This window comes from Micromonospora sp. NPDC006431 (genome assembly GCF_042870725.1).
GTDB lineage: Bacteria > Actinomycetota > Actinomycetes > Mycobacteriales > Micromonosporaceae > Micromonospora.
The window spans coordinates 360,152-385,692 of the sequence record NZ_JBIAHQ010000004.1 but is presented as its reverse complement, the minus strand read 5'-3'; the positions used below and the strand labels follow the sequence as shown (position 1 = coordinate 385,692).

The window sequence follows — 25,541 nt, the reverse complement described above, 5'->3', positions numbered from 1 at the left end:
ACCGGCACCGGACCAACGGGTCTCGTGATCCGCCTCACCGGCCACACTCCACCGGCCCGGGCAACCGGCCGTGCGGGGAAAACGTCTGGCTCGGTGGACGGGTCGTGGCCGGGCCCGTCCCCGCCGCTCACCCGCCCTCGGCGGGCGCCGCGACGGACACGGGGGGCCGCCGAGGCGGGAGCGCGACGATGGTCGACGGGGGATATCCGACGCATACCCGGAGAAGGAGTCTGGGCATGCTCGGGGCGGTCGGGGCGGCGGTCCTGCTCGGCGGCGAGGCGTGCGGCCGGCCGTCCCAGCCCACCTTGCCCGCCGACCCCCACTACCCGGGTGACCCGACGGGCCCCGCCCCGACGACCGCCCCGGCGCCCGGCTCCGGCCGCCCGGTCACCGTGGCGGAGAATGCTCGGCCCGGCGCCGCTGGCTTCCGCCTGACCGGGCACCGGTTCAGCACGGACGAACGCGGTGAGATCGCCGGCTACGCCCATGCCACCAGCGTCGCCCCCGGCGAGCAGCTGGCGTTCCGGGTCTCGGTCGCCCGGCCCCAGCGCTACCAGATCACCATCTTCCGGGTCGGGCACTACGCGGGCAGCGGGGCTCGGGCGGTGGTCGTCAGCCCATGGCTCGACGGGATCCGGCAGGCCGCGCCCGACGTCGACCCCGACACCGGCGCCGTCTCCTGCGCCTGGCGCACCGGCTGGCGGCTGACCGTCACCCCGGACCTGGTGAGCGGTCTCTACCTGGCCCTGCTCGCCAGCGCCTCCGGGCAGCACCAGTGGATCCCCTTCGTGGTGCGCGACCCGGCGCAGCGGGCGGCCGCGCTGATGGTCCTGCCCACCAGCACGTGGCAGGCGTACAACGGCTGGCCGATGGACGGGCGCACCGGCGCCAACCTCTACCACGGCTACGACGCCGCCGGACGTTGGACCACCGCGCGGCGGGCCCGGGCGGTCAGCCACGACCGGCCGTACTCCGGCAACGGGATCCCGCAACTCGCCGCCCACGACATCGGCTTCGTCCAGTGGGTCGAGGGGCAGGGTCTCGACGTCACGTACGCCACCAGCGAGGACCTGCACACCGGGCGGGTGGATCCGGCCCGGTACCGGGCCGTCGTCTTCCCCGGCCACGACGAGTACTGGTCGGCGCCGATGCGCCAGGCGGTCGCCATGGCCCGCAACGGCGGCACCAGCCTGGTCTTCCTGGCCGCCAACAACTGCTACTGGCGGGTCGAGTACGGCACCGGCGACCGGTTGGTCCGGTGCGCCAAGAGTTCCGTGCCAGCATCCGGCCCGACCCCGGCCACCACCAAGTGGCGGTCGGCCGGGCACCCGGAGCAGCAGCTGATCGGCGCCCAGTACGTCAGCATCGTGGACGGCTACGCGCCGCTGATGGTCCGCGCCGGCGACCACTGGTTCTGGGCGGGCACCGGCGTCCGGGACGGCGACCTGATCCCCGAGGTGGTGTGGGGCGAGGCCGACCAGCGGACGCCCGGGGTCCCGCAGCCCGACGCCGTGGAGCGGACGTTGCTCGCCGACTCCCCCTACTCACGGCAGGGCGCGACGCACCGGCAGCACACCCACCTCTACCGGGCGTCCTCCGGAGCCTGGGTGTTCATCGCGGGCTCGCTGGGCTGGACCCGGGTGCTCGCCGACCCGGCGGCCGCCGATCCCCGGCTGGCCCGGGCCACCCTGAACCTGTTGCAGCGGGTGATGCGGTAGCGCGGTGGGCGGCCCCGCTCAGAACGCCAGCGCGGCGCGCAGGTAGCGCAGGTCCCCCGGGCCGGTCCAGCGGTGCGCGGAGAGGCCGGCCACGCGGGCGCCGGAGATCGACCGGTCCTCGTCGTCGACGAACAGCACCCGCGACGGCGATGTCTCCAGCGCCGCACAGGCCGCCTGGAAGTACTCCTTGGCCGGCTTGTTCACCCCGACCACCGAGGAGTTGACCACCGCGTCGAAGTCGTCGGTGAGGCCGAGGGCGGCCAGGTCGGCGTCAAGCTGGTCGGTGGCGTTGGTGCCCAGCCCCACCCGTACGCCCGCCTCCCGCACCTGGCGGACGAAGGCGAGCACCTCCAGGTCGATTTCGCCCCGGTAGCGCTGCCACTCCTCGACCGCGGCGCGGGCCCGTTCGGCACCCACGGACGGGGTGAGCGCATCCGCCACGCTGGCCATCCACTGGGCGTGGCTGACCTGTCCGGTGAGCACCGGCTGGAGCAGCCCCCACGACATGGCGATCTCGCCGAGGACGCCCTCGGTGAGCCCGTACTCCTGCTCGACGCCGGCGGCCACCGCCGGGTCCCACCGGCGCAGCACGCCGTCGAGGTCCAACAGGAGCGCCGTCGCGCGTTCCCGACTCACTCGTCTTTCTCCTGCCCGTCGTCGTCGGCCCGGTTGAGCCGTTGGCTGATCACCTGGGTGACCCCGCTGCGCATGGTCACGCCGTACAGCGCGTCGGCGATCTCCATGGTCCGCTTCTGGTGGGTGATCACGATGAGCTGGCTCTTCTCGCGCAGCTGCGCCAGCAGCGTGATCAGGCGGCCCAGGTTCACGTCGTCGAGGGCCGCCTCCACCTCGTCCATGATGTAGAACGGGCTGGGTCTGGCGCGGAAGATCGCCACCAACATGGCCACCGCGGTCAGCGAACGCTCCCCGCCGGAGAGCAGCGACAGCCGCTTGATCTTCTTGCCGGGCGGCCGGGCCTCCACCTCGACACCGGTGCTCAGCAGATCCTCCGGGTCGGTGAGCACCAGCCGCCCCTCGCCACCGGGAAAGAGCACGGTGAACACCTGCTCGAACTCCCGCGCAGTGTCCTCGAACGCGCTGGCGAAGACCTCCAGGATCCGGTCGTCGACGTCCTTGACCACGGTGAGCAGGTCCCGGCGGGTGGCCTTCAGGTCCTCCAACTGCTCGGAGAGGAACTTGTAGCGCTCCTCCAGCGCGGCGAACTCCTCGAGGGCGAGCGGGTTGACCTTGCCGAGCAGAGCCAGCTCCCGTTCCGCCTTGGCGGCCCGCTTCTCCTGCACCGGCCGCTCGTAGCGGACCGGCTCGGGCAGCGGGAGGCCGTCCTTCTCCGCCGCCGCCACGTCCGCGTCGGTGGGCGGGACCAGCTGGTCCGGACCGTACTCGGCGATCAGCGTCGCCACGTCGAGGCCGAAGTCCTCGGCGGCCTTCGCCTCCAACTGCTCGATGCGCAGCCGCTGCTCGGCGCGGGCCACCTCGTCCCGGTGCACCTGGCTGGTCAGCCGTTCCAGTTCGGCGCCGAGCCGCTTGGCCGCGCCGCGTACCTCGGACAGCTCGGCCTCGCGGGCGGCGCGGTCGCGGGCCACGGCGTCGCGCTGCTCCTCGGCACGGGCGATGGAGACGGTGAGCCGGGTCAGCGCCTCCCGGGCCCCGCCCACCACGGCCCGGGCGATGGCCGCGCCGCGGGTGCGGGCCGCCCGCCGGGCTGCCGCGCGCTCCCGCGCGGCCCGCTCGGCGTTCGCCTGCCGCGCGAGGGAGTCGGCCCGGCCGGCGATCGAGGAGACCCGCTCCTCGGCGGTACGCACGGCGAGCCGGACCTCCATCTCGTTCTGCCGGGCCTGCGGCACCATCGCGGCGAGCTGGTCGCGCTCCTCGGTGGACGGTTCGGCGTCGATCGGGGTGACCTCGGCCAGCCGCAGCCGCTCCTCCAGCTCGGCCAGCGCCTGTAGGTCGCGTTCCCGGGCCACCTCGGCGCGGGCCCGGGACTCGCCGAGCCGGTCGGTCTCGGCCTTCGCCGACCGCGCGGCGGCACCCAGCTCGGCCAGCCGGCGGGCGGCGGCGTTGCGGTGGCTCTCCGCCTCCCGCTTGGCGGCGGAGGCGTGCTGTACGGCGTCCTTCGCAACGGCCACCTCGGCGCGCGCCTCGACGAGCTGCTCGCGCAGCTCGGCACTGCTGCGCTCGGCGACGAGCCGGTTGGTCCGGGCCTCCTCGACGGCCGCCTGCACCTCGATGTAGCTGGGCGCCTTGGCTGACCCGCCGGCCGCCGCGTACGCGCCGACCACGTCGCCCTCCGGGGTGACCGCGCGCAGCTCCGGGTTGCCGGCAACCAGCTCGGCCGCGGCCGACAGGTCGTCGACCAGCACCACGTCCCGCAGGGCCCGGTGCACCGCCGGGCGGATCTCGGCGGAGCACTCCACCAGGTCGGGCGCCCAGTGGGCGCGGTCGGGCAGTTTCGGGCGCAGCGCGTCGGCTGGGCCGTCCACGCCGGGCCCGGCGGCGCTGCCGACCAGCAGGCCGGCCCGCCCGGCGTCGGAGATCTTGAGCAGGCGCATCGCCTCGACGGCCTCGTCCACGCCGGTGACGGCGACCGCGTCGGCGAGCCCGCCGAGCGCGGCGGCGAGCGCCGCCTCATGGCCGGGCGCGACGGTGAGCAGCCCGGAGAGGCTGCCCAGCAGGCCGGGCACCTGGTCGGCGCGGGCCAGCAGCGCCCCGGCACCGTCCTTGCGGCGCAGGCCGAGGGCGAGCGCCTCCTCCCGGGCCTTCCAGGTGGCCGCGTCCTTCTCGGCGGCTCGCTCGGCGTCGGCGAGGCTGCGGACCCCGGCCTGCGCTTTCTCGTGGGCGGCCACCGCCTCGGCGTGCCGGGCGTCCAGGTCGGCGTTGTCCCGGTCGGCCTCGGTGGACTGCTCGGCGACCGCGTCGAGCTCGGCCTGGGCGGTCTCGGCGCGGGCCAGTGCGTCGGCGTGCGCGGCGGCGAGCCGTTCGATCTCCTCGCCGGCGCTGGTGGTGCGCGCCCGGGCCGAGTTGACCTGGCCGGTCAGCCGGGCCAACCCCTCCCGCCGGTCGGCGATGGCCTTGGCCGCCGCGACCAGTTCCCGCTCGGCGGCGGCGAGCTGCCGTTCCAGCTCCTGCCGATGCTCGACCGCCTCGGCCAGCCGGATCTGGTCCTCGGTGAGCGCCGCGCGCAGCTCCTCCTCCTGCTCGCGGACCCGCTGCGACTCCGCCTCCAGCTGGTCGGGGTCGCGGCCGGGGCGCTCGTCGTCGGGGGTGGCGCTGAGGTGGCGCAGCCGCTCCCGGGCGAGCTGCTCGATGGAACGGAACCGCTCCTGGAGCGCGGAGAGCTTGTACCAGGTGTCCTGGGCCGCGGCGAGCAACGGGGCGTCCTCGGCGAGGGCGGCCTCCAGCTCACCGAGGCGGGCCTGCACCTCGGTGTGCTCCGCCTCGATCTGTTCGCGCCGCTCACGCAGCGCGGTTTCGTCGGCGATCTCCTTGTCGAGCGTGGTCCGCAGGGTGTGCAGGTCGTCGGCGAGCAGCCGCAGCCGGGCGTCGCGCAGGTTGGCCTGGATGGCGGCGGCGCGGCGAGCCACCTCGGCCTGCCGGCCCAGCGGCTTGAGCTGGCGGCGCAGCTCGGCGGTGAGGTCGGTGAGCCGGTTGAGGTTGGTCTGCATCGCGTCGAGCTTCCGCAGCGCCTTCTCCTTGCGCTTGCGGTGCTTGAGGACGCCGGCCGCCTCCTCGATGAACGCGCGGCGGTCCTCCGGTTTGGCGTGCAGCATGCCGTCGAGCCGGCCCTGACCGACGATGATGTGCATCTCCCGGCCGATGCCGGAGTCCGACAGCAGCTCCTGGATGTCGAGCAGCCGGCAGGAGTCGCCGTTGATCTCGTACTCGCTCTCGCCGGAGCGGAACATCCGGCGGGTGATGGAGACCTCGGTGTACTCGATCGGCAGCGCGCCGTCGGTGTTGTCGATGGTGAGGGTGACCTCGGCGCGGCCCAGCGGCGCCCGGCCGGCGGTGCCGGCGAAGATGACGTCCTCCATCTTGCCGCCGCGCAGCGCCTTGGCGCCCTGCTCACCGAGCACCCAGGCGATGGCGTCGACGACGTTGGACTTGCCGGAGCCGTTCGGGCCGACCACGCAGGTGATCCCGGGCTCCAGCTTCAGCGTCGTCGCGGAGGCGAAGGACTTGAAGCCCTTCACCGTCAGGCTCTTGAGATGCACCTTCTCGATCCTCGTCCGGTGGCCGCCGTACCGTCGCCGGCTGCGCGGACCTGGTGAACCCGCAGACTAACCCGCCGCCGGGGAGACCCCGTTACGCGACCCACCCCGCGCCGGTCATGTCCGGTTCCCGGCGACGTCACGAAACTGCAAGATCGTATTCGCGGCCACGGTCGCCGGCGGCAATTTCCGGACGATCACCAGATCGGAAGATGTGGCGCGCAAAACAAAACCTACGCACAGAGCTGCGCGCCGGCACTACGGTGTCGGCGCGCTTTTTCGGGTGGTGCGATTCAGTTTTCCGACAGCTCGAGATCAGGTCAGTGCGGGCTCGGCCAGTCGGAGGAGGTCGTCAGCCTCCGCCGCAGCCGCCGCAAGCCGATCATTATCGGCGCGCAGACGCGTGATCTCGAACTCCAGTGCCTGAACCCTGGCACGCAGTCGGGTGACCTCGTCGAGCATACGCCGGTCGGGCGCTGCACCTACGTGGCCGTAGAGGGCCTTCGCCATGCTGACTCCTTGATATGCGCTGCCGGAAAGGCCGGCCAACGCGCGCCCATGATGTTCGCGGCTGTCATACCAGCAAAATGCGGGCATGACTGGGCGCGACTGGCGACACCTATATATTGAGCCTTAAACCCCTCCTTCGTCAAGTTCTCGCAGGCCGTAGATCATCTCCATGTCGACCTGTCCACTTGTCGGGGGGCTGCCGTGAGGCGCGGACACGCTCTGTCCGGACGCCTTTACTGTACGCCCGGAAATGTGTGAACGCCTCACCCTCCGTGTCGGGCTCCCCTTAACTCTTTCTTAGCCGCGTTGCCGCAGGTCGCGGCCCACCCGTAGCGTCAGCCCGGCCCGCAACCGAACCGTGGAGGCGACAGGCGTGTATCGCTGGACCGACCCGACCGAACCGGACGGCGTTCCCCGACGCCCCGAGCCGCCGACCGACGAGGGCCTGGCCTGGCTCACCGACCGGCCGGAGCCGCGGTCGGCGTACCTCTTCGGGGACGAGCCGGAGCGGCCGGACGCGGACCGGACCCCGGCGACCCACCCGAGTGCGCCGATCGCCCCGTTCGAGCGGGCCGCCGGCTGGCACCCCACCGCGGAGCCCACCGGCGCCTGGCAGCCGGAACAGGACGCCGGCTGGCGCCCGGCCGGGGAGCCCACCTCCGGCTGGCAGCGGGAGGACGAGCCGGCCGCCGGCTGGCATCCGGCGGAGGAGCCCACGGCCGCCTGGCGGCCGGTCACCGACCCCGCCGCCGAGGAGCCGGGCCGGCACCGGCAGAAGCGGCGGTTCCCGCGTCCGCTCCTGGTCGGCGGGGCCGCCGCCGTGGCGACCCTGGTGGCGAGCCTGGGCGTGGCCGCCGCGGTGCTGCCCGGCGGTGACCAGCGGACCGAGTCGACTTCCGCGGAGGAGCCGGTGGCCGCCGCCCCGCTCGTGCCCAGCAGCACCGAAGATGCCCCCGGCGACGCCCTCGCGGCGCCCACCACCCCCACCGCCGCCCCGACCAGCGCCCGGCCGAGCCCGACCCGGACCACCGCCCCGAAGCCGAGCCGGACCACCGCCCCGTCCCGGCAGCTCACGCGCAGCGCCGCACCCCCGGCCACCCGCAGCGCCGCCGCACCGAGCGGCATCAGCGCCGAACGCCAGCAGGTCGTCGACCTGGTCAACAAGGAGCGGGCCAAGGCCGGCTGCAAGGCGCTGACCGTCAACGCCAAACTCATGCTGGCCGCCCAGCGGCACAGCCAGGACCAGGCCGATCACAAGACGATGTCGCACGACGGCAGCGACGGCAGCGACGCCGGCGACCGGCTCGACCGGGTCGGCTACGCCTGGCGGGCGTACGGCGAGAACGTCGCCTGGAACCAGCAGACCCCGGCCGCGGTGATGGACGCCTGGATGAACAGCCCGGGCCACCGGGCCAACATCCTGAACTGCTCGTACACCGAAATCGGTGTCGGTGTCGCGCGGAGCAACGGGCCGTACTGGACCCAGGACTTCGGCACCCCGCGCTGACCGGCGCGTCGTGACCGGGTCCGCACTCGTTTGACCGGGTGAGGTACGCCGCGGCCGGCTGGCCGTACCGGCTGGACCGGTACGTCCGGGCCGGATCGGCGTACCCGCTGGGGGCGGTGAAGTGCCGCCCGCGACCCGGGAGCTGTCGATGCGGATCCGGCTGGCGCCGGCCGCGCCGCGCACCCGGCCAGCCCGTGTCCTCCCCCGCGGGCTGTGCCGGGGCGTGGCGGCCGTCATGACGGTGCTGCTGCTCGCCCCGGTACCCGGTTGCGAGCGGCCGCTCGTCCCGCCCGGCGCGCCCACCCCGTGGCCCGCCGAACTGGCCCGGCGCTGGCAGTGGCAGTGGCAACTCACCGGCCCGCTGGACGTCACCGCCGACGCGGACGTCTTCCTGCTCGACCCGGTCCGCACCACCTCCGCCGAGACAACCGCGCTGCGCGCCCGGGACCGCCGGCTGGTCTGCCAGGTCAGCGTCGGCACCTACGCACCCACCGACCCGGACGCCAGCCGCTTCCCGGCGGACCTGCGCGGCAGTCCGGTGACCGACCGCCCGGAGCGCCGTTGGCTGGACGTCCGCCGGTGGGACACGCTGGAGCCGGTGCTCGCCGACCGGTTCCGGCTGTGCCGGGGCAAGGGCTTCGGCGCGGTGGCGCTCGACGACGCCGACGGCTACCTGCACCGGCCCGGCTTCCCGCTCGACTTCGACGACCAGTTGCTGTTCAACCGGCGGCTGGCCGCCCTGGCCCGCCAGCTCGACCTCTCCCCCGGGCTGGTCGGGGACGTGCCGCAGGTGGCCGCGCTGGCCCCCGACTTCGACTTCGCCGTCAACCAGGAGTGCGTACGCCGGCGCGAGTGCGCCAAGCTGCTGCCCTTCGCCGACGCGCACAAGCCGGTCTTCCACGTGGAATACACCGGCACTCCGACCACGTTCTGCGTCACCACCGTCGGCTACGGCTTCGCCTCCATGCGCAAGGACCGGTCGCTGGACGCCTGGCGGGAGCCCTGCCCCCTGTCGTGACCGCCCCGCGCGGCAGCACCGACGTCGGGTGGCGGGCGGGACGGGTCGGGCGGGCCGGCAGCGGCGGACGGGCGGGCCGCGGATGCGGCCCGCCCCTCCGAGGTGGGGTGGGTCAGCGGGCGGCGACCAGTTCCGGGGTGGGGGTGGGTGGTTCGGCGGGCGGGGTGGCCGGCCGGGCGCGCAGGAAGCGCGGGGCCCACCAGTTGGCGTCGCCCAGCAGGGTCATCAGGGACGGCAGCACCACCGCCCGGATGATCGTGGCGTCCAGCAGGATCGCCGCGGCCAGCCCGATGCCGAGCTGCTTCATGTCGATGGTGCTCAGCGTCGCGAAGATCGAGAAGACCCCGACCATGACGATCGCCGCGCTGGTCACCACGCCCGCCGACGAGGTGATCCCGTACGCCACCGCGTCGCGGTTCGGCAGGCCGTCCCGGACGCCCTCACGGATCCGGCTGACCACGAAGACGTGGTAGTCCATGGAGAGCCCGAAGAGCACCACGAACAGGAACAGCGGCAGCCAGGTGACGATCGCGTCCATCGAGGTGAAGCCGAGCAGTCCCTCCGCCCAACTGCCCTGGAAGACCAGCACCAGCAGGCCGTACGCGGCGCCGGCGGAGAGCAGGTTCAGCAGGATCGAGGTGAGCGCGACCACCACCGACCGGAAGGTCCAGGCCATCACCAGGAAGGTCAGCGCCAGCACGAAGGCGGCCACGATCGGCAGCTTCTCCCGGATGTGCTGCGCGTAGTCCTCGTTGGCGGCCACCGCGCCGCCGACCGCGTACTCGATGCCGGGGATGCCGCGCAGCGCGGCCGGGACCAGGTCCTCGCGCAGCTCGTGCAGCGAGCGCGTGGCCTCGTCGGTGCGGCTGCCGTACGGGGTGGCCACCTCCAGCACCGACACCCGGCGGTCGGCCGACACCTTGATCTTCGGGCCGTCCCCCTCGGCCGGCGCGAAGAGCGGATCGGCGGCGGCCCGCCCGGCCAGGTCGGTCAGCGCGGCGTGCACCCGATCGGCCTGCTCGGCCGGCGCCCGCACCGCCACCGTGTGGCTGGTGCCGTTGCTCGGGAAGGCGGCGGTGAGCCGGTCGTACGCCTGCATGGCGGGCGTGCTGCGCGGCACGTCCTCCATGCCGGGGAACTTCAGCTGCATGCCCAGCGCCGGGGCGGCCAGGGCGAGCAGCAGCCCGACCGAGACGATCAGGGTGGTCCGCGGGGCCCGCAGCGCGGGCTTCAGCACGGCCGGCCAGAACCGGGGCCGGGCCGGCTGGCCGTGCCGGCCGGTACGCGGGGCGGTGAGCCGCCACAGCAGCGGCACCCGGGGCCGGTCGACCCAGCGGCCGAGCTTGGCCAGCAGCGCCGGCAGCACGGTCAGCGAGCCGAGCACCGCGACCGCGACCACCAGGATCGAGCCGACGGCGAGCGACGAGAAGATGGCGTCCTGGGCGAGCAGCAGCCCGGCCATCGAGATGATCACGGCGGTGCCGGAGACGACCACGGCGTGCCCGGAGGTCTCCGCCGCGACCTCCACCGCGTCAAGCCGGGACCGCCCCTTCGCCCGTTCCTCGCGTTCCCGGCGGACGTAGAAGAGCGAGTAGTCGACGCCGACCGCCATGCCGATCAGCAGGATCACGCTGGCCGTGGTGTCGTTGGCCGGCACCAGGTGCGAGGCCAGCGTGGAGAGCCCCATGGCCGCGGCCACCGAGGAGAGCGCGAGCAGCACCGGCACGCCGGCCGCGATCAGGGCGCCGAACGCGATGATCAGGATGGCCAGGGTGACCGGCAGGCTGAGCAGCTCGGCCCGCTTGAAGTCCTTGCCCAGGGTGTCGTTGAGCGCCTTGTTGATCGAGGGCCCGCCGACCTCTTCGATCCGCAGCGCCGGGTGCGCCTCCTGCACCTTGGCGGTGGCGTCCCGCAGCGGCTGCACCCGGTCCGACGCGGTCTCCGGGTCGCCGGACATGGTGATCGGCAGCAGCAGCGCGCTGCCGTCCCGGGACGGCATCGGCGTACCCACCGAGCCGACCCCGTCGACCTGCCGCAGCCGGGCCGCCGCGTCGTCGGCGGCGGCTTTCGCCGCGGCCTGGTCGAGCGTCCCGGAGCGGGACGTGATCAGCACGTTCTCCGTCGCCGGTTCGTGGAAGCCGCCGCTGTCGACGATCAGCTCGGATCGTCCCACCTCGCCGGTCGCCTGGTCAGCTGCGGTCGCCTCGTTCAAGCCCGCGGCGTTGCCGCCCACGAAGCACACCGCCACGAACACCACCCACAGCGCGATGGCCCGCCACGGGTGCTCCGCACTCCACCGTGCCAATCGCACCGTCACCGGTCGCCTGCCCATACCCGGGTTCCCCCTCCAGACGTCGGCCCTGTGCCGACGGTCTGACGCTAGGGAGCGGGCGACGCCCGGACATCGGGGAACGGCCCCGGCTCGTCCCCCATCCGCCAGAATCCGGCCGGCCGGGCCGCGCGGGCTCAGCTAACCGGACAGAACGGCAATTTCAGGGTACGAGCGGGGGACGCGCCGGAAACCGCCCGGGACGGCACACCGGCGCAACCCCGAGCCGGTTCAGGGTCATCCCCGCAGCGCTCCTCGGGGGCGGGGCTGGCAGCGCGGGCAACTGTACGACGACCGGTTCATGAACGCCTCGCGGCGGATCGGTGCGCCGCACCGCGGGCAGGGCTCCCCCTCCCGGCCGTACGCGTTCAGCGACCGGTCGAAGTAGCCGCTCTCGCCGTTGACGTTGACATACAGCTCGTCGAAGCTGGTGCCGCCCTGCTTGATCGCCTCGCTGAGCACGTCCCGCACGTGCCCGAGCAGCCGGGTGGCCGCCGGGCGGGTCAGCGCGTCGGTCGGGCGGGCGCCGTGCAGCCTGGCCCGCCACAGCGCCTCGTCGGCGTAGATGTTGCCGACCCCGGAGACCAGGGTCTGGTCGAGCAGCGCCCGCTTCACCTCGGTACGCCGCCGCCGCACCGCGGTCACGAAGTCGGCGTCGGAGAACTCCGGGTCCATCGGGTCCCGGGCGATGTGTGCGATCTCCCCGGGCAGCTCCGCGCCGCCCTCGGACACCGACAGCCCGCCGAACGTGCGCTGGTCGACGAAGCGCAGCTCCGGGCCGTCGTCGGCGAACCGGAACCGGACCCGCAGGTGCAGCTCGTCGGCCGCCTCGACCGGCTGCAGCAGCAGCTGACCGGACATGCCGAGGTGCCCGACGAGGGCGTCACCGCTGTCCAGCGGCAGCCACAGGTACTTGCCCCGGCGCCGGACGTCGGTGATCGTCCGGCCGGTCAGCACGTCGGCGAAGTGCGCCCCGCCGGGCTGGTGCCGGCGTACGGCCCGGGGGTGGCGCACCTGGACGGAACTGATCGTCCGGCCGGTGACCCACTGGGCCAGCCCCTGCCGGACCGTCTCGACCTCGGGCAGCTCAGGCACGGCCGGCGCCCGCTCCGGCCGCGTCGGCCGCGGACCCGCTGCCGGCGTCGTCCGCCACCCCCGGCGCGCCCTCCGTCGAGCCCAGCGTGGCCTGCTCCTTCTCGGCCTGCTCGGTCAGCATCCGCCAGGCCGACTCGGCGGCCCGCTGCTCGGCCTCCTTCTTGCTGCGTCCCTCGGCGCCGCCGTACCGGTTGCCGGCCACCACCACCCAGGCGGTGAAGGTCTTGAGGTGGTCCGGGCCGGTGCCCTCGATGCGGTATTCGGGAACGCCCAGCCCCAGCGCGGCGGTCAGCTCCTGCAGGCTGGTCTTCCAGTCCAGGGCGGCGCCCCGGCCGGCCGACTCGGCCATCAGCGGGTCGAACAGCCGGTGGATCACGATGGCTGCGGTGTCCAGGCCGTACTGGAGGTAGATCGCGCCGAGCAGCGCCTCCAGGGTGTCGGCCAGGATGCTGGCCTTGTCCCGGCCGCCGGTGGTCTCCTCGCCCTTGCCCAGCAGCAGGTACGCGCCCAGCCCCGCCGGGCCGAGACCGCGCGCCACGTCGGCCAGCGCGCGCATGTTCACCACGCTGGCGCGCAGCTTGGCGAGCTGCCCCTCGGGCAGGTCCGGGTGGTTGTGGAAGAGCGCCGTGGTGATCACCACGCCGAGGACCGAGTCGCCGAGGAACTCGAGCCGTTCGTTGGTGGGCAGCCCACCGTTCTCGTATGCGTAGGAGCGGTGGGTCAGGGCGCGCTCCAGCAGCTCCGGGTCGAGCGACACCCCGAAGGCCGCCTCCAGGTGGCCGACGTGAGCCCGCCGCCGCTTGTCGTTGGTCATGGTGCTACCTCGGTGTCGGTTCGGTCAGGTGCGAGATCGTGCGGCATGCCGTTGAGCAGGGCGGCGACGGTGTCGGTGGCGCCCCGCCGCCACAGGTGGGCCGCCAGGGCGATGCCGGAGGCGACGTCGTCGGGCCGGGCCGCGCCGTGGCAGACGACCACCGTACCGGCCACGCCGAGCAGGGCCGCCGCACGTGGCGCGCCGCCGCTCGCCGGGGGTCCGCCGGCCATCGCGTACGCGCCCTCGATCGCCTTGAGCAGCACGTTGCCGGTGAACCCGTCGGTGACCACGACGTCGGCGCGCGCGCCGAGGGAGACGTCGTACCCCTCGACGAGGCCGACGTAGCGGGCGCCGCACGGCAGGGGCACGGCGGCCAGGACGGGATCGGCGGCACGGCGCAGCCGGTCACCCTTGCCCGCCTCGGTGCCGACGGAGAGCAGCCCGACGCGGGGCGCGGTGACGGCGTGCGCCACGGCGGCGTACGCGGCGCCGAGCACGGCGTGCCGGGCGAGGGTGGCGGGACGGGGTTCCAGCGTGCCGCCGACGTCCAGCAGCACCACCGGCCCGGCGACGGCGGGCAGGGTGGCCACCAGCGCCGGGCGGCGTACCCCGGTCCAGCGGCCGAGGCCGAGCGCGGCGGCGGTGACGGTGGCGCCGGTCGAGCCGGCGGAGACGAGCGCGTCGGCGAACCCGTCGCGGACGGCGTTGACGGCCGCCCGCACGGTGCTCTCGGCGCGGGCGGCGGTGGGGTCGTCGGCCATGCCGACGGCGGTCCGCACCGGGCGGACCGTGACGCGGGCGCGCTGCTCGGGGGCGAGCGCGCCGATCAGCCCGTCGGCGACCTCGGTCGGTCCGACGAGCAGCAGGTGCAGGTCAGGGTCGGTGCGTACGGCCCGCAGAGCGCCGTCAACCACGACGGCGGGAGCATCGTCCCCGCCGAGGAGGTCGACGGCGATCCGCGCGGTGCCCGGCTCCGACGGGACGCCGGCCGGGGGCCGGACGGCGGCGGAGGGAGCCGGGGCACCGGGCGTGAGCCAGGGTGCGCGCGCCACCCGACCTGTGGTCGGGGACGTCACTCGGCGTCCAGGTCAGACCTCGAGGACCTGGCGGCCGTTGTAGGTGCCGCAGACGGAGCAGGCGGCGTGCGGCAGCTTCGGCGACTTGCACTGCGGGCAGGCCACGGTCGCGACCGCCGCGGCCTTCCACTGCGCCCGACGGGCCCGGGTGTTGCTGCGCGACATCTTGCGCTTGGGGACGGCCACGGTTGTTACTCCTCTTTACGGGTCAGTTGCGACAGGGCAGCCCAACGCGGGTCGACCTGCTGGTGACTGTGGTCGGCCGGCAGTTCGTCCCAGCGCACCCCGCACTCGGGGCACAGGCCTGGGCAGTCCTCCCGGCAGAGCGGGTTGGTCGGCAGGGTGAGCACCACCGCGTCCCGCAGCGCCGGCTCCAGGTCGATCAGATCGCCCTGCATCCGGCCCACCTCGTCCTCGTCGGTCGTGGTGTCCGTGGTGCTGTTCTCGTACGCGTACAGCTCCTGGATATTCACGGCCACCGAGTCGTCGATCTCGCGCAGGCAGCGGCCGCACTCGCCCTTGATGGGACCGCTGACGGTCCCGGAGACGAGCACACCCTCGGACACCGACTCCAGCCTCAGATCGAGGTCGAGGTCCGCGCCCGCCGGCACACCGATCAACTCCACGCCGAGGTCCTCCGGTGCCGGCACGACCCGCTTGACCGTACGCAACGCACCAGGCCGACGCGGCAGGTCCCTCGTGTCGAGGACCAGCGGCGACCTGGGGTTGAGTGAAGAAGGCACGTGTTTGGGCATAGTCAGACTCCGGCCGGTGAGAGGCCGACAAAGAAGGTTACCTGGGCGACCGCCGGACCGTCGAACCGGGGCGTCGCCCGCCGGGGTGCCGGCTGTCGGCCGCCGGCCCGGGCGTCGCTCAGAAGGGTAGCGGCCGGTCCGCCTCGTCACCAGCGAAGGTACCGATCTCACGCAGCGCGTGCATCTTGTCCCGGCCGCGCTCGATCGAGGCGAGGGCCCGGGTGAGGAACTGCTCGAAGTTGGCCAGCGCGGTGTCGACGTAGTCGTCCACCTCATCCCGGAGGCGCTGCGCCTCGGCGCGGGCCTCGGCGATGATCCGGGCGCCCTCGTGCTCGGCGGAGACGGTGATCTCGTTCACCGAGACCAGACGGGCGTGTTCCGCCTCACCCTCGCTGATGATCCGATCGGCCTCGCGCTTGCCGGCCTCCATGATCTTGTCCCGCTCCTCCAGCAGCGCGGCGGCCCGGCGCAGGTCGGCGGGGAGCTCGACGCGCAGCTCGTCGAGGGCGGCGATCATCTCGCCCCGGTCGACCATGCAGTTGTTGCGCGACATGGGGACGGATCGGGCCTGCTCCACCATGGCGATCAGTTCGTCGATGCGATCGAGCGGGTCCACCGGTACCTCACTCCTGTCGTTCGTCGGCCGACCTACATGATGCGGCCTGCGCCCGAATTCGGCGCTGCACACATCATGTCGCGCCCGCTCCACCGCACGCCGATCCACCCCCACCCGGCGCGTCGCGCGCCGCCGGGGGTCTGCCGCGAGGCCAGGGTCAGGTCAGGTCAGGGCCGGGCCTGCGGGGCGAGGCGGGCCACCAACTGCTCGCGGACCACGTCGGGGACGTGCGCCGAGATGTCCCCGCCCCACTTGGCCACGTCCTTGACCAGGCTGGAGGAGAGGAAGGAGTAGAGCGGGTTGGTCGGCATGAAGAGGGTCTCCACGCCGGCCAGGCCGATGTTCATCTGGGCCATCTGGAGCTCGTAGTCGAAGTCGCTGACCGCGCGCAGGCCCTTGATCAGCACGCTGGCCTGCTGCGCGCGGCAGAAGTCGACCAGCAGCCCGCGGAACGACTCGACCCGCACGTTGTCGTACGAGGCGGTCACCCGGCGGAGCATGTCGATCCGCTCCTCGACGGTGAACAGCCCCTGCTTCGACTGGTTGACCAGCACGCCGACGATCACCTCGTCGAAGAGCCGGCTGGCCCGGCCGATGATGTCGAGGTGTCCGTTGGTGACCGGATCGAACGAGCCGGGACAGACCGCACGTCTCATGATCGGCGACCGTACCAAAGGCTGGTCTCGCCGTAGCGGCGACTGCGCTCGGGCGTGATGCCTTCCACCCAGGTGACCGGCCCGGTGCGGCTGGCCCGCTCCACGATCAGCAGGGCGTCCGGGGCCAGCCAGCCGCCGTCGACCAGCGCGGCCAGCAGCGCGGTGATCTCCTCGTCGGAAACGGCGTACGGCGGGTCGGCGAAGACCACGTCGTACGGCCCGCCGTCGGGTCCGGCGGCGAGCACTCCGGCCACCTTGCCGGTGACCAGGCGAGCGGCCGGGGCGGCCCGCAGCGCGGCGATGTTCTCCCGGATCACCCGGGCCGCCCGGGCGTCGGACTCCACCAGCAGCACGTGCTCCGCACCCCGGGACAGCGCCTCCAGGCCGACCGCGCCGGAACCGGCGTACAGGTCGGCGAAGCGCGCGCCGCGCAGATCCAGTTCGGCCTGCACCGCGCTGAACAGCGCCTCCCGGACCCGGTCGGAGGTCGGCCGCGTGCCGGCGCCGGGTGGCGCGGCGATCCGCCGGCCGCCGAGCGTCCCGGCCACGATCCGGGTCACCGTCTGCTCCCGCACATGCCCCAGACGCTACGCGACGCCGGCCCGGGCGGCCCGATCCGTACCACAGGGCGGCCGGGTAGACACTCGCCGTACATCAATGATCTCAAATTCATAACAGACCCTCTATGTGGCGTCGATCCACGTAACGCCCGACGTGTCGTTGTCGCTAGGGTCTGCCCGGTTGTCGGGCGTGAGGCTCCGGTCCGCCCGGCACACTCCGATTTTCCCCTCATCAGGAGTAGACGTGAACCGTCTGAACCTCCGGCGCGCCCTGGCGGTCACCGCCGGCGCGCTGATCGGCCTCGCGGGCGTCGCCGCGGTGGCCTCCCCCGCCAGCGCCCACCACAGCGAGGTCAAGGTCACCGCCCAGTGCGACACCGCCGCGGGCGAGTGGGTCACCACCTGGAGCGTGACAACCTACGCACCGCAAGGGGTGGACAACTTCAAGCTCACCAAGGCCGAGGCCGCGAGCAAGACCGGCGAGACCGTCGCGCCCTTCACCATCGAAGGGATCCAGGCCACCGAGGGCGCCTCGTACCCGTACCCCGTTTCGCAGCCCGTGGTGGGCACCGCCCGCCTGGCGGGCGACGTCACCGAGGCGTCGCTGACCGTCCGCGCGCAGTGGGACAACAAGTACCAGGAGGACAGCGACAAGAGCGCCTCCATCAAGTTCAGCGAGAGCTGCGACAAGGTGGTCACCCCGCCGCCGGCCCAGGCCAACCCCAAGGCCACGGTGACCGCCGACTGCACCGGCGACGTCGCGGTGAAGCTGGAGAACGCGGCGGAGGCCACGAAGGACGCCGCCTTCACCGTCACCGGCACCGACGGCTTCACCAAGACCGCAACCGTGGCGCCGGGCAAGGACGAGACGATCACCGTCCCGGCCGCGAAGGCCGGCAAGATCAAGGTGACCGAGGCCGGCCAGGAGAACCCGCTCTTCGACGACAAGCCGGCCGAGGCCAAGGACTGCGTCAAACCGGGCGAGCCGTCGGGCAGCTACCTGTCCACCTGTGACGAGCTGATCTTCCAGATCGAGAACCCGAAGGACGGCGAGATCGTCGAGGTGACCCTCACCCCGAACAAGGGCGAGGCGCAGACGCTGGTCGTGCAGCCGGGCGAAACCAAGACCGCGAAGTTCAAGGCCGTCGCCGGTCTGACGGTCACCCCCAAGGCCGACGGCCTGGATGACAGCACGCCGATCGCCTGGGAGAAGCCGGCCGACTGCGCCCCCGGCGGGGGTGGCGGGGGCGAGGATGGCCCCACCCTGCCGGTGACCGGTGCGGCGGCGGGTGCCATGGCGGCCGGGGCGGTCGCCCTGCTGGCCGTCGGGGCGGTGCTCTTCGTGGTGGCCCGCCGTCGTCGGGTTCGCTTCACCGCCTGACGTACGCGTGATCCGGGGGCGCGTCGACCAGCCGGGTCGGCGCGCCCCCGGGGCGGTTGCGGCCCGTCAGTGGGCGGCGAGGAGCCCGCCGAGCAGGACGGGATCGACCTCGGCCTGGTTGGCCAGCACCACCAGCCGTCGGTCCGAGTCGGGCAGCCAGGCGGCGAACGCCTTGAAGCCCGCATTCTCCCCCGAGTGGTGCACCGCCCGCTCCCCGGCCAGCGGCCCGAGGAAGCAGCCGTAGCCGTACGCCTCACCGCCCCGGGTGGCCGCCGCGTGCGGGGTGGTCATCAGCGCCACCGAGGCGGGGGTGAGCAGCCGCCCCCGACGTGGCACGTCGAGCCAGGCGAGCAGGTCGTCGCCGGTGCACCAGACGTCCCCAGCCCCCATGCTCACCGTGGCCAGATCCCAGGACGGCACCGGCCGGCCGCCCTCGTGTCCGACCGCCACGTCGACGCGGCCCGCCGGGGCTCCGGCGAAGCTGCCGGTCATGCCGAGCGGCCCGAAGACCTCCTCGGCGAGGAACGCGGCGTAGGGCCGGCCGGACGCCCGCTCGACGGCGCGGGCCAGCAGGACGTACCCCGGGCTGCTGTAGTGCCAACCGGCGCCGGCGGCGAACAGCGGCGGCACGCCGGCGAAGACGGCCAGCAACTCGTCCGGCCCCGCCGGACGGCCCAGGTCGATCATCGGGTACTCCGGCCAGTGGCCTAGGCCGGAGGTGTGGGTGAGCAGGTGGTGCAGGCTGATCCCGGACCAGTCCGGCGGTGGGTGCGGCAGCCAGCGGCTCACCGGATCGGCCAGGCCGAGGGCGCCCCGCTCGGCGAGGAGCAACACCGCCGCCGCGGCCATCTGCTTGCTGATCGATGCGATCTGGAACCGGGTCGCCCGGGTGCAGGGCAGCCCGGCGGTGTCGTCGGCGGAGCCGGTCACCCGGTCGATGACCAACTCGTCGCCACGGGCCAGCAGGAGCACTCCACGAGGGATGGGCAAGGTCGACATCGACCGATCCTAGGCACGACCGCCCGATCGGTGGGGTCAGCCCTTCTCCAGGTACTCCGCGCGTTCCTCGTCGACCAGGGCCGCGACCGAGGCGGCCAGGGCCGGGTGCCCGGCCAGCTCCGGATCCTCCTCGACCAGGGCGATCGCCTCGGCCCGGGCGTCCCGGATCAGGTCGGTGTCCCGCAGCAGCGACAGCAGCCGCAGGTGGGACCGGCGGCCGGACTGGGTGGCGCCCAGCACGTCGCCCTCGCGGCGCTGCTCCAGGTCCAGCTCGGCGAGCTTGAATCCGTCAGTGGTGGAGGCGACCGAGTCCAGCCGCTCCCGGGCCGACGAGCCCTCCATCGCCTCAGTGACCAGCAGGCAGAGGCCGGGCGCCGAGCCACGGCCCACCCGGCCACGCAGCTGGTGCAGCTGGGAGACACCGAACCGGTCGGCGTCCAGCACGATCATCACGGTGGCGTTGGGCACGTTGACCCCCACCTCGACCACCGTGGTCGCCACCAGCACGTCCAGGTCGCCGGCGGCGAAGGAGCGCATGACGGCGTCCTTCTCGTCGGCCGGCAGCCGCCCGTGCAGCACGCCGATCCGCAGCCCGTGCAGCGGGCCCTCGGCGAGCAACGGCGCCACCTCGGTCACCGCGAGGGGCGGGCGGCGGCCGTTGTCGTCCTCGCGGGGCGGTTCTTCCTCCGCGGCCGGTCCTTCCCCGATCCGCGGGCACACCACGTACGCCTGGTGGCCGGCGGCGACCTCCTCGCGCAGCCGGCGCCAGGCCCGGTCGAGGAACGCCGGCTTCTCGGCGGCCGGCACCACGTGCGAGGCGATCGGCGAACGCCCCTGCGGCAGCTGGGAGAGGGTGGAGGTCTCCAGGTCGCCGTAGACGGTCATGGCCACCGTGCGCGGGATCGGGGTGGCGGTCATCACCAGCACGTGCGGCGGCTGGTCGGCCTTGGCCCGCAGCGCGTCCCGCTGCTCCACGCCGAACCGGTGCTGCTCGTCGACCACCACAAGACCCAGGTCGTGGAAGTCGACCCCCTCGTAGAGCAGGGCATGGGTGCCGAGCACGATGCCGGCCCGTCCCTCGGCCACCTCGGCGAGCGCCCGCCGCCGGGCCGCCGCGCCGAGCGAGCCGGTGACCAGCTCCACCCGGGTGGCGCCATCGGCGGCGCCCAGCTCGCCGGCCCGGGCCAGCGGGCCGAGCAGGTCGAGCATGCCCCGGTAGTGCTGGGCCGCGAGCACCTCGGTCGGGGCGAGCAGCGCGGCCTGCCCGCCGGCGTCGACCACCTGGAGCATGGCCCGCAGCGCGACCACGGTCTTGCCGGAGCCCACCTCGCCCTGGAGCAGCCGGTGCATCGGGTGGGCGGTGGCCAGGTCGGCGGCGATCTCCCGGCCGACGGCCTGCTGGCCGGGGGTCAGCTCGTACGGCAGCCGGGCGTCGAACCCGTCCAGCAGGCCGCCCGGTTTCGCCGGGCGGGCCCGCGCCGGCCAGGCCGCCGCGCGGTGCTTGCGCTGCACCAGGGTGAGCTGCACGGCGAACGCCTCGTCCCACTTGAGCCGGCGCCGGGCCCGGTAGAGCTCCTCCTTGCTGGACGGCCGGTGGATCTCGCGCAGCGCGGTGCCGATGCCGACCAGGTTCCGGCTCGCCCGCACCGTGGCGGGCAGCGGGTCGTCCGGTGCGGTGAACGTGTCCAGCACCACCCGGACGCAGCGGGCGATCACCCAGGTCGGCACCGCCGCCGCGGCTGGGTAGACCGGGATCAGCGCGCCGGCGAACTCCTCGACCTCCTCGTTGGCCGCCGCCTCGCCGTCGCCGCCCTCCCCGAGCAGCACGTACTCCGGGCCGTTGAGCTGCCGCTTGCCCCGGAACTCGGTGACCTTGCCGGCGAAGAGCCCCCAGCGGCCGGGGCGCAGGTCCCGCTCCCGCCACGCCTGGTTGCCGAAGAAGGTGAGGGTGAGCACGCCGCCGGAGCCGTCCCCGACGGTCACCTCCAGCAGGTTGCCCCGGCGCTGGCGCATCGGCCGGACCGCGGTGCGCTGCACCTGGGCCAGCACGGTCACCTGCTCCCCCACGTCCAGCGAGCGGATGTCGGTGTGCTCGCCGCGCTCGTCGTAGCGGCGGGGGAAGTGGTAGATCAGGTCGCCGGCGGTGTGCAGGTCGAGGTGACTGGCCAGGGCCTTGGCGGTCTTCTCCCCGACCAGCTTCTTCAGCGGCGTGTCCACCGTGGCCGGTTCGCTCGTCATTCGACCCCCACCAGGAGCGGATAGTGCGGCTGCCCGCCCTCGTACGCCTGCACCTCCACGAACGGCCAGGACCGCTCGACGTGCGCACGTACCCGGTCGGCCAGCCCGTCCGGGGCGTCCGCCCCGCACAGCAGGGTGACCAGTTCGCCGCCGCCGCCGAGCATCCGGTCGACCACGGCGGTGCAGGTGTCGAGCAGCTCGGCGCCGATCAGGTGCACCTCCCCCTCGACCAGCGCCAGCACGTCGCCCGGCCGGCACGGCCCGGCGACCGTGAGCGCCTCCTTACTGGCGTGGCAGACCTCGGCGTAGCGGCAGGCGCCGGCCGCCTCGGCCATGGCGATGACGTCGTCCTCGAAGCGGCGGGACGGGTCGCGGACGGCGAGGGCGGCGAGCGCCTGCACCGGGGACCGGGTGGGCACCACGCTCACCTTCACCCCGAGCCGGTGCGCCTCCCGGGCCGCCGTGCTGGCCACCGACTGGGTGTTGGGGTCGTTGGGCAGCACCACCACCCGGGCGGCCCCGGTGGCGCGGATCGCGTCGAGCAGCTCGCCGGTGGACGGGTTGGCCGGCACCACCGTGGCCCCCTCGGCCCCGAACAGCTCGGCGATGCCGGCGCCGGTGGCCACCACCACGGCCGCCCGGCCGTCGGGCAGCGGGGGCGGCGGCGCCTGGTCGGCGAAGCGGGTCACCGTGATCCGGTGCGGGCGACCGGCGACCACGCCCGCCTCGATCGCCGCACCGACGTCGTTGACGTGCACGTGCACGTTCCATGTCCCGATGGCTGGGCCGGCGTCACCGACAATGACGAGGGAGTCGCCGAGCGCGCCCAGCTCGGCGCGCAGCCGGACGACCGCCTCCTCGGTGGCGTCGAGCAGGTACTGCACTTCGTAGGCGTACGCCGGGGAGCCAGTCTCACGGGCCGCCGTGGCGGGCGGGCGGACCGCGGGCGACGCGGGCGCCGGCGGCCGGGGGCTCTCTCCGGTGACCACCTCGACCAGCGCGTCCAGCAGCAGGCAGAGGCCCCGGCCGCCGGCGTCCACCACGCCAGCGCGGGCCAGCGCGGGCAACTGCTCGGGGGTACGCGCGAGCGCGCCGCCCGCCCCGGCCGCCGCGGCCCGGGTCACCGCGCGCAGGTCGTCGCTGTCCGCCTGCGCGGCGGCGCGGGCGGCGGCGGCGACCACGCTGAGCAGGGTGCCCTCGACCGGCTGGGCGACCGCGGCGTACGCGGCGGTGGTGGCCTCGGCCAGCGCGGCGGCGAGCAGCCGGCCGCGGACCGCCGGGGCGGCGGCGAGCGCGTCGGCCAGGCCCCGCAGGATCTGCGACAGGATCACCCCGGAGTTGCCCCGCGCACCGAGCAGCGCGCCCCGGGCCATCAGTCGCAGCGCGTGCCCGTGCGGGGTGTGCCCGTCCTCGGGGAGGGTCTCCAGGTCCATGGCGAGGGCCTGCTGCGCGGAGGTGAGGGTGAGCACCAGGTTGGTGCCGGTGTCCCCGTCCGGGACCGGGTAGACGTTGAGGTCGTCGATCTCACCCTGGTGTCGCTGGAGGGCGGCCAGCCCGCTCGCGCACCAGCGGCGCACCGCGGCGGCGTCGAGGGTGTCCAGCACGTCGGGAAGCCTACTGGCGCGCACCGACACGCGCCGAGGTCGACCGGTTCCTGTCGGCGTGTCCGACCGGCGGGGCGGCGGTCCGGGCCCGGGCCGGGCCGGTAGGCTGAGCGGCATCACAGCGACAACTCCAGCTCGGCGCGTCTGACGCCGCGCCGCGACCTGGAGCCGTCGACCGCCGCCGGCCGGGCCGGTTGGGCGTACCGGCGAGCCATCGGGTAACCTAGCCAGGTTGCCCGGGCAGCGCCTGGCGGCGACCTCATGAACGTTTCAAACCCAGGAGTATCCCGTGGCTAGCGTGTGCGACGTCTGTGGCAAGGGGCCGGGCTTCGGCCACAACGTGTCCCACTCGCACCGGCGGACCAACCGCCGCTGGAACCCGAACATCCAGTCGGTGCGGACCCCGGCCGGTGGCGGCACCACCAAGAAGATGCAGGTCTGCACCTCGTGCATCAAGGCCGGCAAGGTCACCCGCGCCTGACGCGGTAGCGCCACCCAGAACTCGTCGGTAGCCGGCGGACCGGAAGGGTCCGCCGGCTTCTGTCGTGTCCGAAGGCCGCTTCTGTCGTGTCCGAAAGCCGGAGCTGACGGGTGGCCGAACACCTGGCGACCGGGGTGTGCGGTCCGATTAGGGTCGTGCTGCGTCGGCTGTCCGGTCCGGCGCCGCTGGGGTGGGGAGGAACGACCGGTGGACCTGGACCTGGGTCGCGACGAGATGGTGGTGATCGGCGCGTCGCTCGGCTCGCTGCGGTGGTTCGATCAGGAGCTGCCGGCCGGCAGTGTGGTCGTCGTCGAGGAGCCCGACGTGATCCGCCGACGGGGCCTCGAAGGCCTCACCGCCGAGCTGCCCCTCGTCTCCCGGCTGGTGCCGGCCGCGTACCAGACCGGCCTCGACGTCGACGCGCTGCTCGCCCGGGAACCCGGTCTGGCCTCCGCTCGGCTCGTCGTGCCCGGCCTGGAGTACGCGGTCGGCGCCACGGCCCGGCTGGCGGAGCGGCTCGGCCTGCCCGGAGCCGGGGTACCGGCGGCCGACGTCTTCACCGACAAGCATCGGATGCGGCTGCTCGCCGACGCCGCCGGCCTGGCCAACCCGGCGTACGAGCTGGTCGACGACCCGGCGCGGGCGGCGGAGTTCGCCCGGCGCCACGGCGACCGGTGCGTGCTCAAGCCCACCCGCCGCTCTGGCAGCCTCGGCGTGCAGCTGATCGCCGACCCGGCGGAGATCGCCGCCGCCTGGGCGGCCAGCGCCACCCCGCAGGCGCCGGTGGAGGCCGCCGCGGGCCTGCCCACCGAGGTGCTGGTCGAGGAGCTGCTCGCCGGCTCGGAGCACAGCGTCGAGCTGCTGGTCACCGACGGCGAGACGATCTTCGCCAACGTCACCGACAAGCGGATCGTCGGCGGTCGGTTCCCGGTGGAGAGTGGCCACACCGTGCCGTCCGCGCTCTCCGAGGCGGAGCACCGGGCGCTGCGCGACGCTGCCGTCCGGCTCGCCGAGGCGGCCGGCTTCCGCAGCGGCATGCTGCACAGCGAGTGGATCCTGGTCGACGGCGTGCCGACCCTGGTGGAGTGCGCGGCACGGATGCCCGGCGACATGATCACCGCACTGGTCTCGATCGCCTACGAGTGCGGCTTCATCGAGGCGTACCTACGGGTGCTGCACGGCGAGCGGCCCGTGCTGCCGGCCCGGCCGGCCGGCGCGGCGGCCGTCGAGTTCCTGGTGGCCCCACCCGGGCGGGTCACCGCCGTGGACGGGGTCAAGGCGGCGCTGCGGGTGCCCGGCGTGCTCGACGTGCAGGTCGAGGTCGCTGTCGGGGACACCGTGCCGGAGCTGCTCTCCTCGGCCCAGCGCAGCGGACACCTGCTGGCCTGGGGCGCCGACGCCACCGGGGCGGAGAGCGCCGCCCGCAAGGCCGCCGACCAGATCCACATCAAGGTCACCTGATCCGGTCCGCGGCGGCGCGGCCGTCAGAGGGTGCGGCCGAAGGAGAGGCAGCCGGGGGCGTCCTTGTAGAAGCCGAAGTTCGGGATCCGCTCGTAGCCGGCCGAGGTGTACATGGAGATCGCCTCCGGCTGCCTGTCGCCGCACTCCAGGACCATCCGCTTGCGGCCCTGCTCCCGCGCAGACCGCTCGACCGCCGCGAGCACCGACCGGGCGACCCCCCGGCCCCGGGCGGCCGGCGCGGTGTACATCCGCTTCAGCTCGGCCGTCTCGCCGTCGTCGCCGTGGCTGCGCCAGCCACCGCAGCCCACCGGCTGCCCGTCCAGGTAGGCGACCAGGAAGGCGCCCGCCGGGGGCTCGAACTCGGCGGCGTCGACCGGCGTGTCGTCGCCGCTGCCGCCGTACCGCTGGCCGAGGTCGGCCAGGGCCGCCCGGATCAACGCCTGCGACTCGGATGCGTCGAAGCGCCGGGCCCGGATCTCGATCTCACTCACGGA

At 74.0% G+C, this 25,541-nt stretch carries 22 protein-coding genes; 6 read left to right on the top strand and 16 right to left on the bottom strand.

Going from position 1 to position 25,541, the window contains the following annotated elements; all coding sequences use genetic code 11:
* Positions 1–236: 236 nt before the first annotated feature.
* A complete protein-coding gene (locus ACFYM6_RS10895; RefSeq protein ID WP_387274344.1) occupies positions 237–1,718 on the top strand; it encodes a N,N-dimethylformamidase beta subunit family domain-containing protein in 1,482 nt (493 codons plus the stop codon).
* Between the two features lie 18 nt (positions 1,719–1,736).
* Here ACFYM6_RS10895 and ACFYM6_RS10890 read toward each other — a convergent pair whose 3' ends face one another.
* The 3 genes from ACFYM6_RS10890 to ACFYM6_RS10880 form a co-directional block, all read right to left on the bottom strand.
* Positions 1,737–2,354 carry an HAD family hydrolase gene (locus ACFYM6_RS10890; RefSeq protein ID WP_387274342.1) on the bottom strand — a complete coding sequence of 206 codons (618 nt, stop codon included), beginning with the start codon at positions 2,352–2,354 and terminating at the stop codon, positions 1,737–1,739.
* Complete coding sequence (gene smc, locus ACFYM6_RS10885) at positions 2,351–5,950, bottom strand: chromosome segregation protein SMC (RefSeq protein ID WP_387274340.1); 3,600 nt, start codon at positions 5,948–5,950, stop codon at positions 2,351–2,353. The genes ACFYM6_RS10890 and smc overlap by 4 nt, the downstream gene beginning before the upstream one ends.
* Positions 5,951–6,262: 312 nt before the next feature.
* On the bottom strand, positions 6,263–6,457 hold the full coding sequence (locus ACFYM6_RS10880) for a hypothetical protein (protein ID WP_073832502.1): 195 nt from the start codon (positions 6,455–6,457) through the stop codon (positions 6,263–6,265).
* Positions 6,458–6,830: 373 nt separating this feature from the next.
* Here ACFYM6_RS10880 and ACFYM6_RS10875 point away from each other — a divergent pair, with 373 nt between their 5' ends.
* The gene (locus tag ACFYM6_RS10875) at positions 6,831–7,964 is read left to right on the top strand and encodes a CAP domain-containing protein (protein WP_387274338.1); all 1,134 of its coding nucleotides are present in this window, start codon (positions 6,831–6,833) and stop codon (positions 7,962–7,964) included.
* A 148-nt stretch (positions 7,965–8,112) separates the two neighbouring features.
* Complete coding sequence (locus ACFYM6_RS10870; protein ID WP_357433746.1) at positions 8,113–8,982, top strand: endo alpha-1,4 polygalactosaminidase; 870 nt, start codon at positions 8,113–8,115, stop codon at positions 8,980–8,982.
* A gap of 112 nt (positions 8,983–9,094) precedes the next feature.
* On the opposite strand, the gene ACFYM6_RS10865 is transcribed toward ACFYM6_RS10870, so the two are convergent.
* The 9 genes from ACFYM6_RS10865 to rsmD form a co-directional block, all read right to left on the bottom strand.
* Entirely contained in the window at positions 9,095–11,314 is a 2,220-nt protein-coding gene (locus tag ACFYM6_RS10865; protein WP_387274336.1) for an MMPL family transporter, read from the bottom strand.
* 234 nt (positions 11,315–11,548) lie between these two features.
* On the bottom strand, positions 11,549–12,406 hold the full coding sequence (gene mutM, locus ACFYM6_RS10860; protein WP_387274334.1) for a bifunctional DNA-formamidopyrimidine glycosylase/DNA-(apurinic or apyrimidinic site) lyase: 858 nt from the start codon (positions 12,404–12,406) through the stop codon (positions 11,549–11,551).
* Positions 12,399–13,220: a ribonuclease III gene (rnc, locus tag ACFYM6_RS10855; protein WP_387274332.1), complete on the bottom strand. Its 822-nt coding sequence runs from the start codon at positions 13,218–13,220 to the stop codon at positions 12,399–12,401. Before rnc ends, mutM begins: the two co-directional genes overlap by 8 nt.
* Positions 13,217–14,176 carry a phosphate acyltransferase PlsX gene (locus ACFYM6_RS10850; RefSeq protein WP_387274563.1) on the bottom strand — a complete coding sequence of 320 codons (960 nt, stop codon included), beginning with the start codon at positions 14,174–14,176 and terminating at the stop codon, positions 13,217–13,219. Before ACFYM6_RS10850 ends, rnc begins: the two co-directional genes overlap by 4 nt.
* A gap of 132 nt (positions 14,177–14,308) precedes the next feature.
* Entirely contained in the window at positions 14,309–14,482 is a 174-nt protein-coding gene (gene rpmF, locus ACFYM6_RS10845) for a 50S ribosomal protein L32 (protein WP_073832497.1), read from the bottom strand.
* 5 nt (positions 14,483–14,487) lie between these two features.
* Positions 14,488–15,051, bottom strand: coding sequence for a YceD family protein (locus ACFYM6_RS10840; RefSeq protein WP_387274330.1), 564 nt, complete (start codon positions 15,049–15,051; stop codon positions 14,488–14,490).
* Positions 15,052–15,169: 118 nt separating this feature from the next.
* On the bottom strand, positions 15,170–15,667 hold the full coding sequence (locus tag ACFYM6_RS10835) for a hypothetical protein (RefSeq protein ID WP_091269033.1): 498 nt from the start codon (positions 15,665–15,667) through the stop codon (positions 15,170–15,172).
* Positions 15,668–15,834: 167 nt separating this feature from the next.
* Positions 15,835–16,323 carry a pantetheine-phosphate adenylyltransferase gene (coaD, locus tag ACFYM6_RS10830; RefSeq protein ID WP_387274328.1) on the bottom strand — a complete coding sequence of 163 codons (489 nt, stop codon included), beginning with the start codon at positions 16,321–16,323 and terminating at the stop codon, positions 15,835–15,837.
* Positions 16,320–16,883: a 16S rRNA (guanine(966)-N(2))-methyltransferase RsmD gene (gene rsmD, locus ACFYM6_RS10825; protein WP_387274561.1), complete on the bottom strand. Its 564-nt coding sequence runs from the start codon at positions 16,881–16,883 to the stop codon at positions 16,320–16,322. The genes coaD and rsmD overlap by 4 nt, the downstream gene beginning before the upstream one ends.
* A gap of 244 nt (positions 16,884–17,127) precedes the next feature.
* Between rsmD and ACFYM6_RS10820 the strand changes: the two genes are divergently transcribed.
* Positions 17,128–18,264: a cell wall anchor protein gene (locus tag ACFYM6_RS10820; RefSeq protein ID WP_387274326.1), complete on the top strand. Its 1,137-nt coding sequence runs from the start codon at positions 17,128–17,130 to the stop codon at positions 18,262–18,264.
* 66 nt (positions 18,265–18,330) lie between these two features.
* Here ACFYM6_RS10820 and ACFYM6_RS10815 read toward each other — a convergent pair whose 3' ends face one another.
* Genes ACFYM6_RS10815 through ACFYM6_RS10805 form a run of 3 tightly spaced genes read right to left on the bottom strand, consistent with a single transcriptional unit; the run spans position 18,331 to position 23,105 of the window.
* On the bottom strand, positions 18,331–19,263 hold the full coding sequence (locus ACFYM6_RS10815) for a serine hydrolase domain-containing protein (protein WP_387274324.1): 933 nt from the start codon (positions 19,261–19,263) through the stop codon (positions 18,331–18,333).
* 36 nt (positions 19,264–19,299) lie between these two features.
* The gene (gene recG / locus ACFYM6_RS10810) at positions 19,300–21,501 is read right to left on the bottom strand and encodes an ATP-dependent DNA helicase RecG (protein WP_387274321.1); all 2,202 of its coding nucleotides are present in this window, start codon (positions 21,499–21,501) and stop codon (positions 19,300–19,302) included.
* Positions 21,498–23,105, bottom strand: coding sequence for a DAK2 domain-containing protein (locus tag ACFYM6_RS10805; protein WP_387274319.1), 1,608 nt, complete (start codon positions 23,103–23,105; stop codon positions 21,498–21,500). Before ACFYM6_RS10805 ends, recG begins: the two co-directional genes overlap by 4 nt.
* A 289-nt stretch (positions 23,106–23,394) precedes the next feature.
* On the opposite strand from ACFYM6_RS10805, the gene rpmB reads away from it, so the two are divergent.
* Together rpmB and ACFYM6_RS10795 are read left to right on the top strand one after the other, a co-directional pair.
* Positions 23,395–23,586 carry a 50S ribosomal protein L28 gene (gene rpmB / locus ACFYM6_RS10800; RefSeq protein ID WP_073832489.1) on the top strand — a complete coding sequence of 64 codons (192 nt, stop codon included), beginning with the start codon at positions 23,395–23,397 and terminating at the stop codon, positions 23,584–23,586.
* A 207-nt stretch (positions 23,587–23,793) separates the two neighbouring features.
* Positions 23,794–25,047 carry an ATP-grasp domain-containing protein gene (locus ACFYM6_RS10795; RefSeq protein WP_387274317.1) on the top strand — a complete coding sequence of 418 codons (1,254 nt, stop codon included), beginning with the start codon at positions 23,794–23,796 and terminating at the stop codon, positions 25,045–25,047.
* A gap of 23 nt (positions 25,048–25,070) precedes the next feature.
* Here ACFYM6_RS10795 and ACFYM6_RS10790 read toward each other — a convergent pair whose 3' ends face one another.
* Positions 25,071–25,538 carry a GNAT family N-acetyltransferase gene (locus tag ACFYM6_RS10790; RefSeq protein ID WP_387274315.1) on the bottom strand — a complete coding sequence of 156 codons (468 nt, stop codon included), beginning with the start codon at positions 25,536–25,538 and terminating at the stop codon, positions 25,071–25,073.
* Positions 25,539–25,541 lie beyond the last annotated feature (3 nt).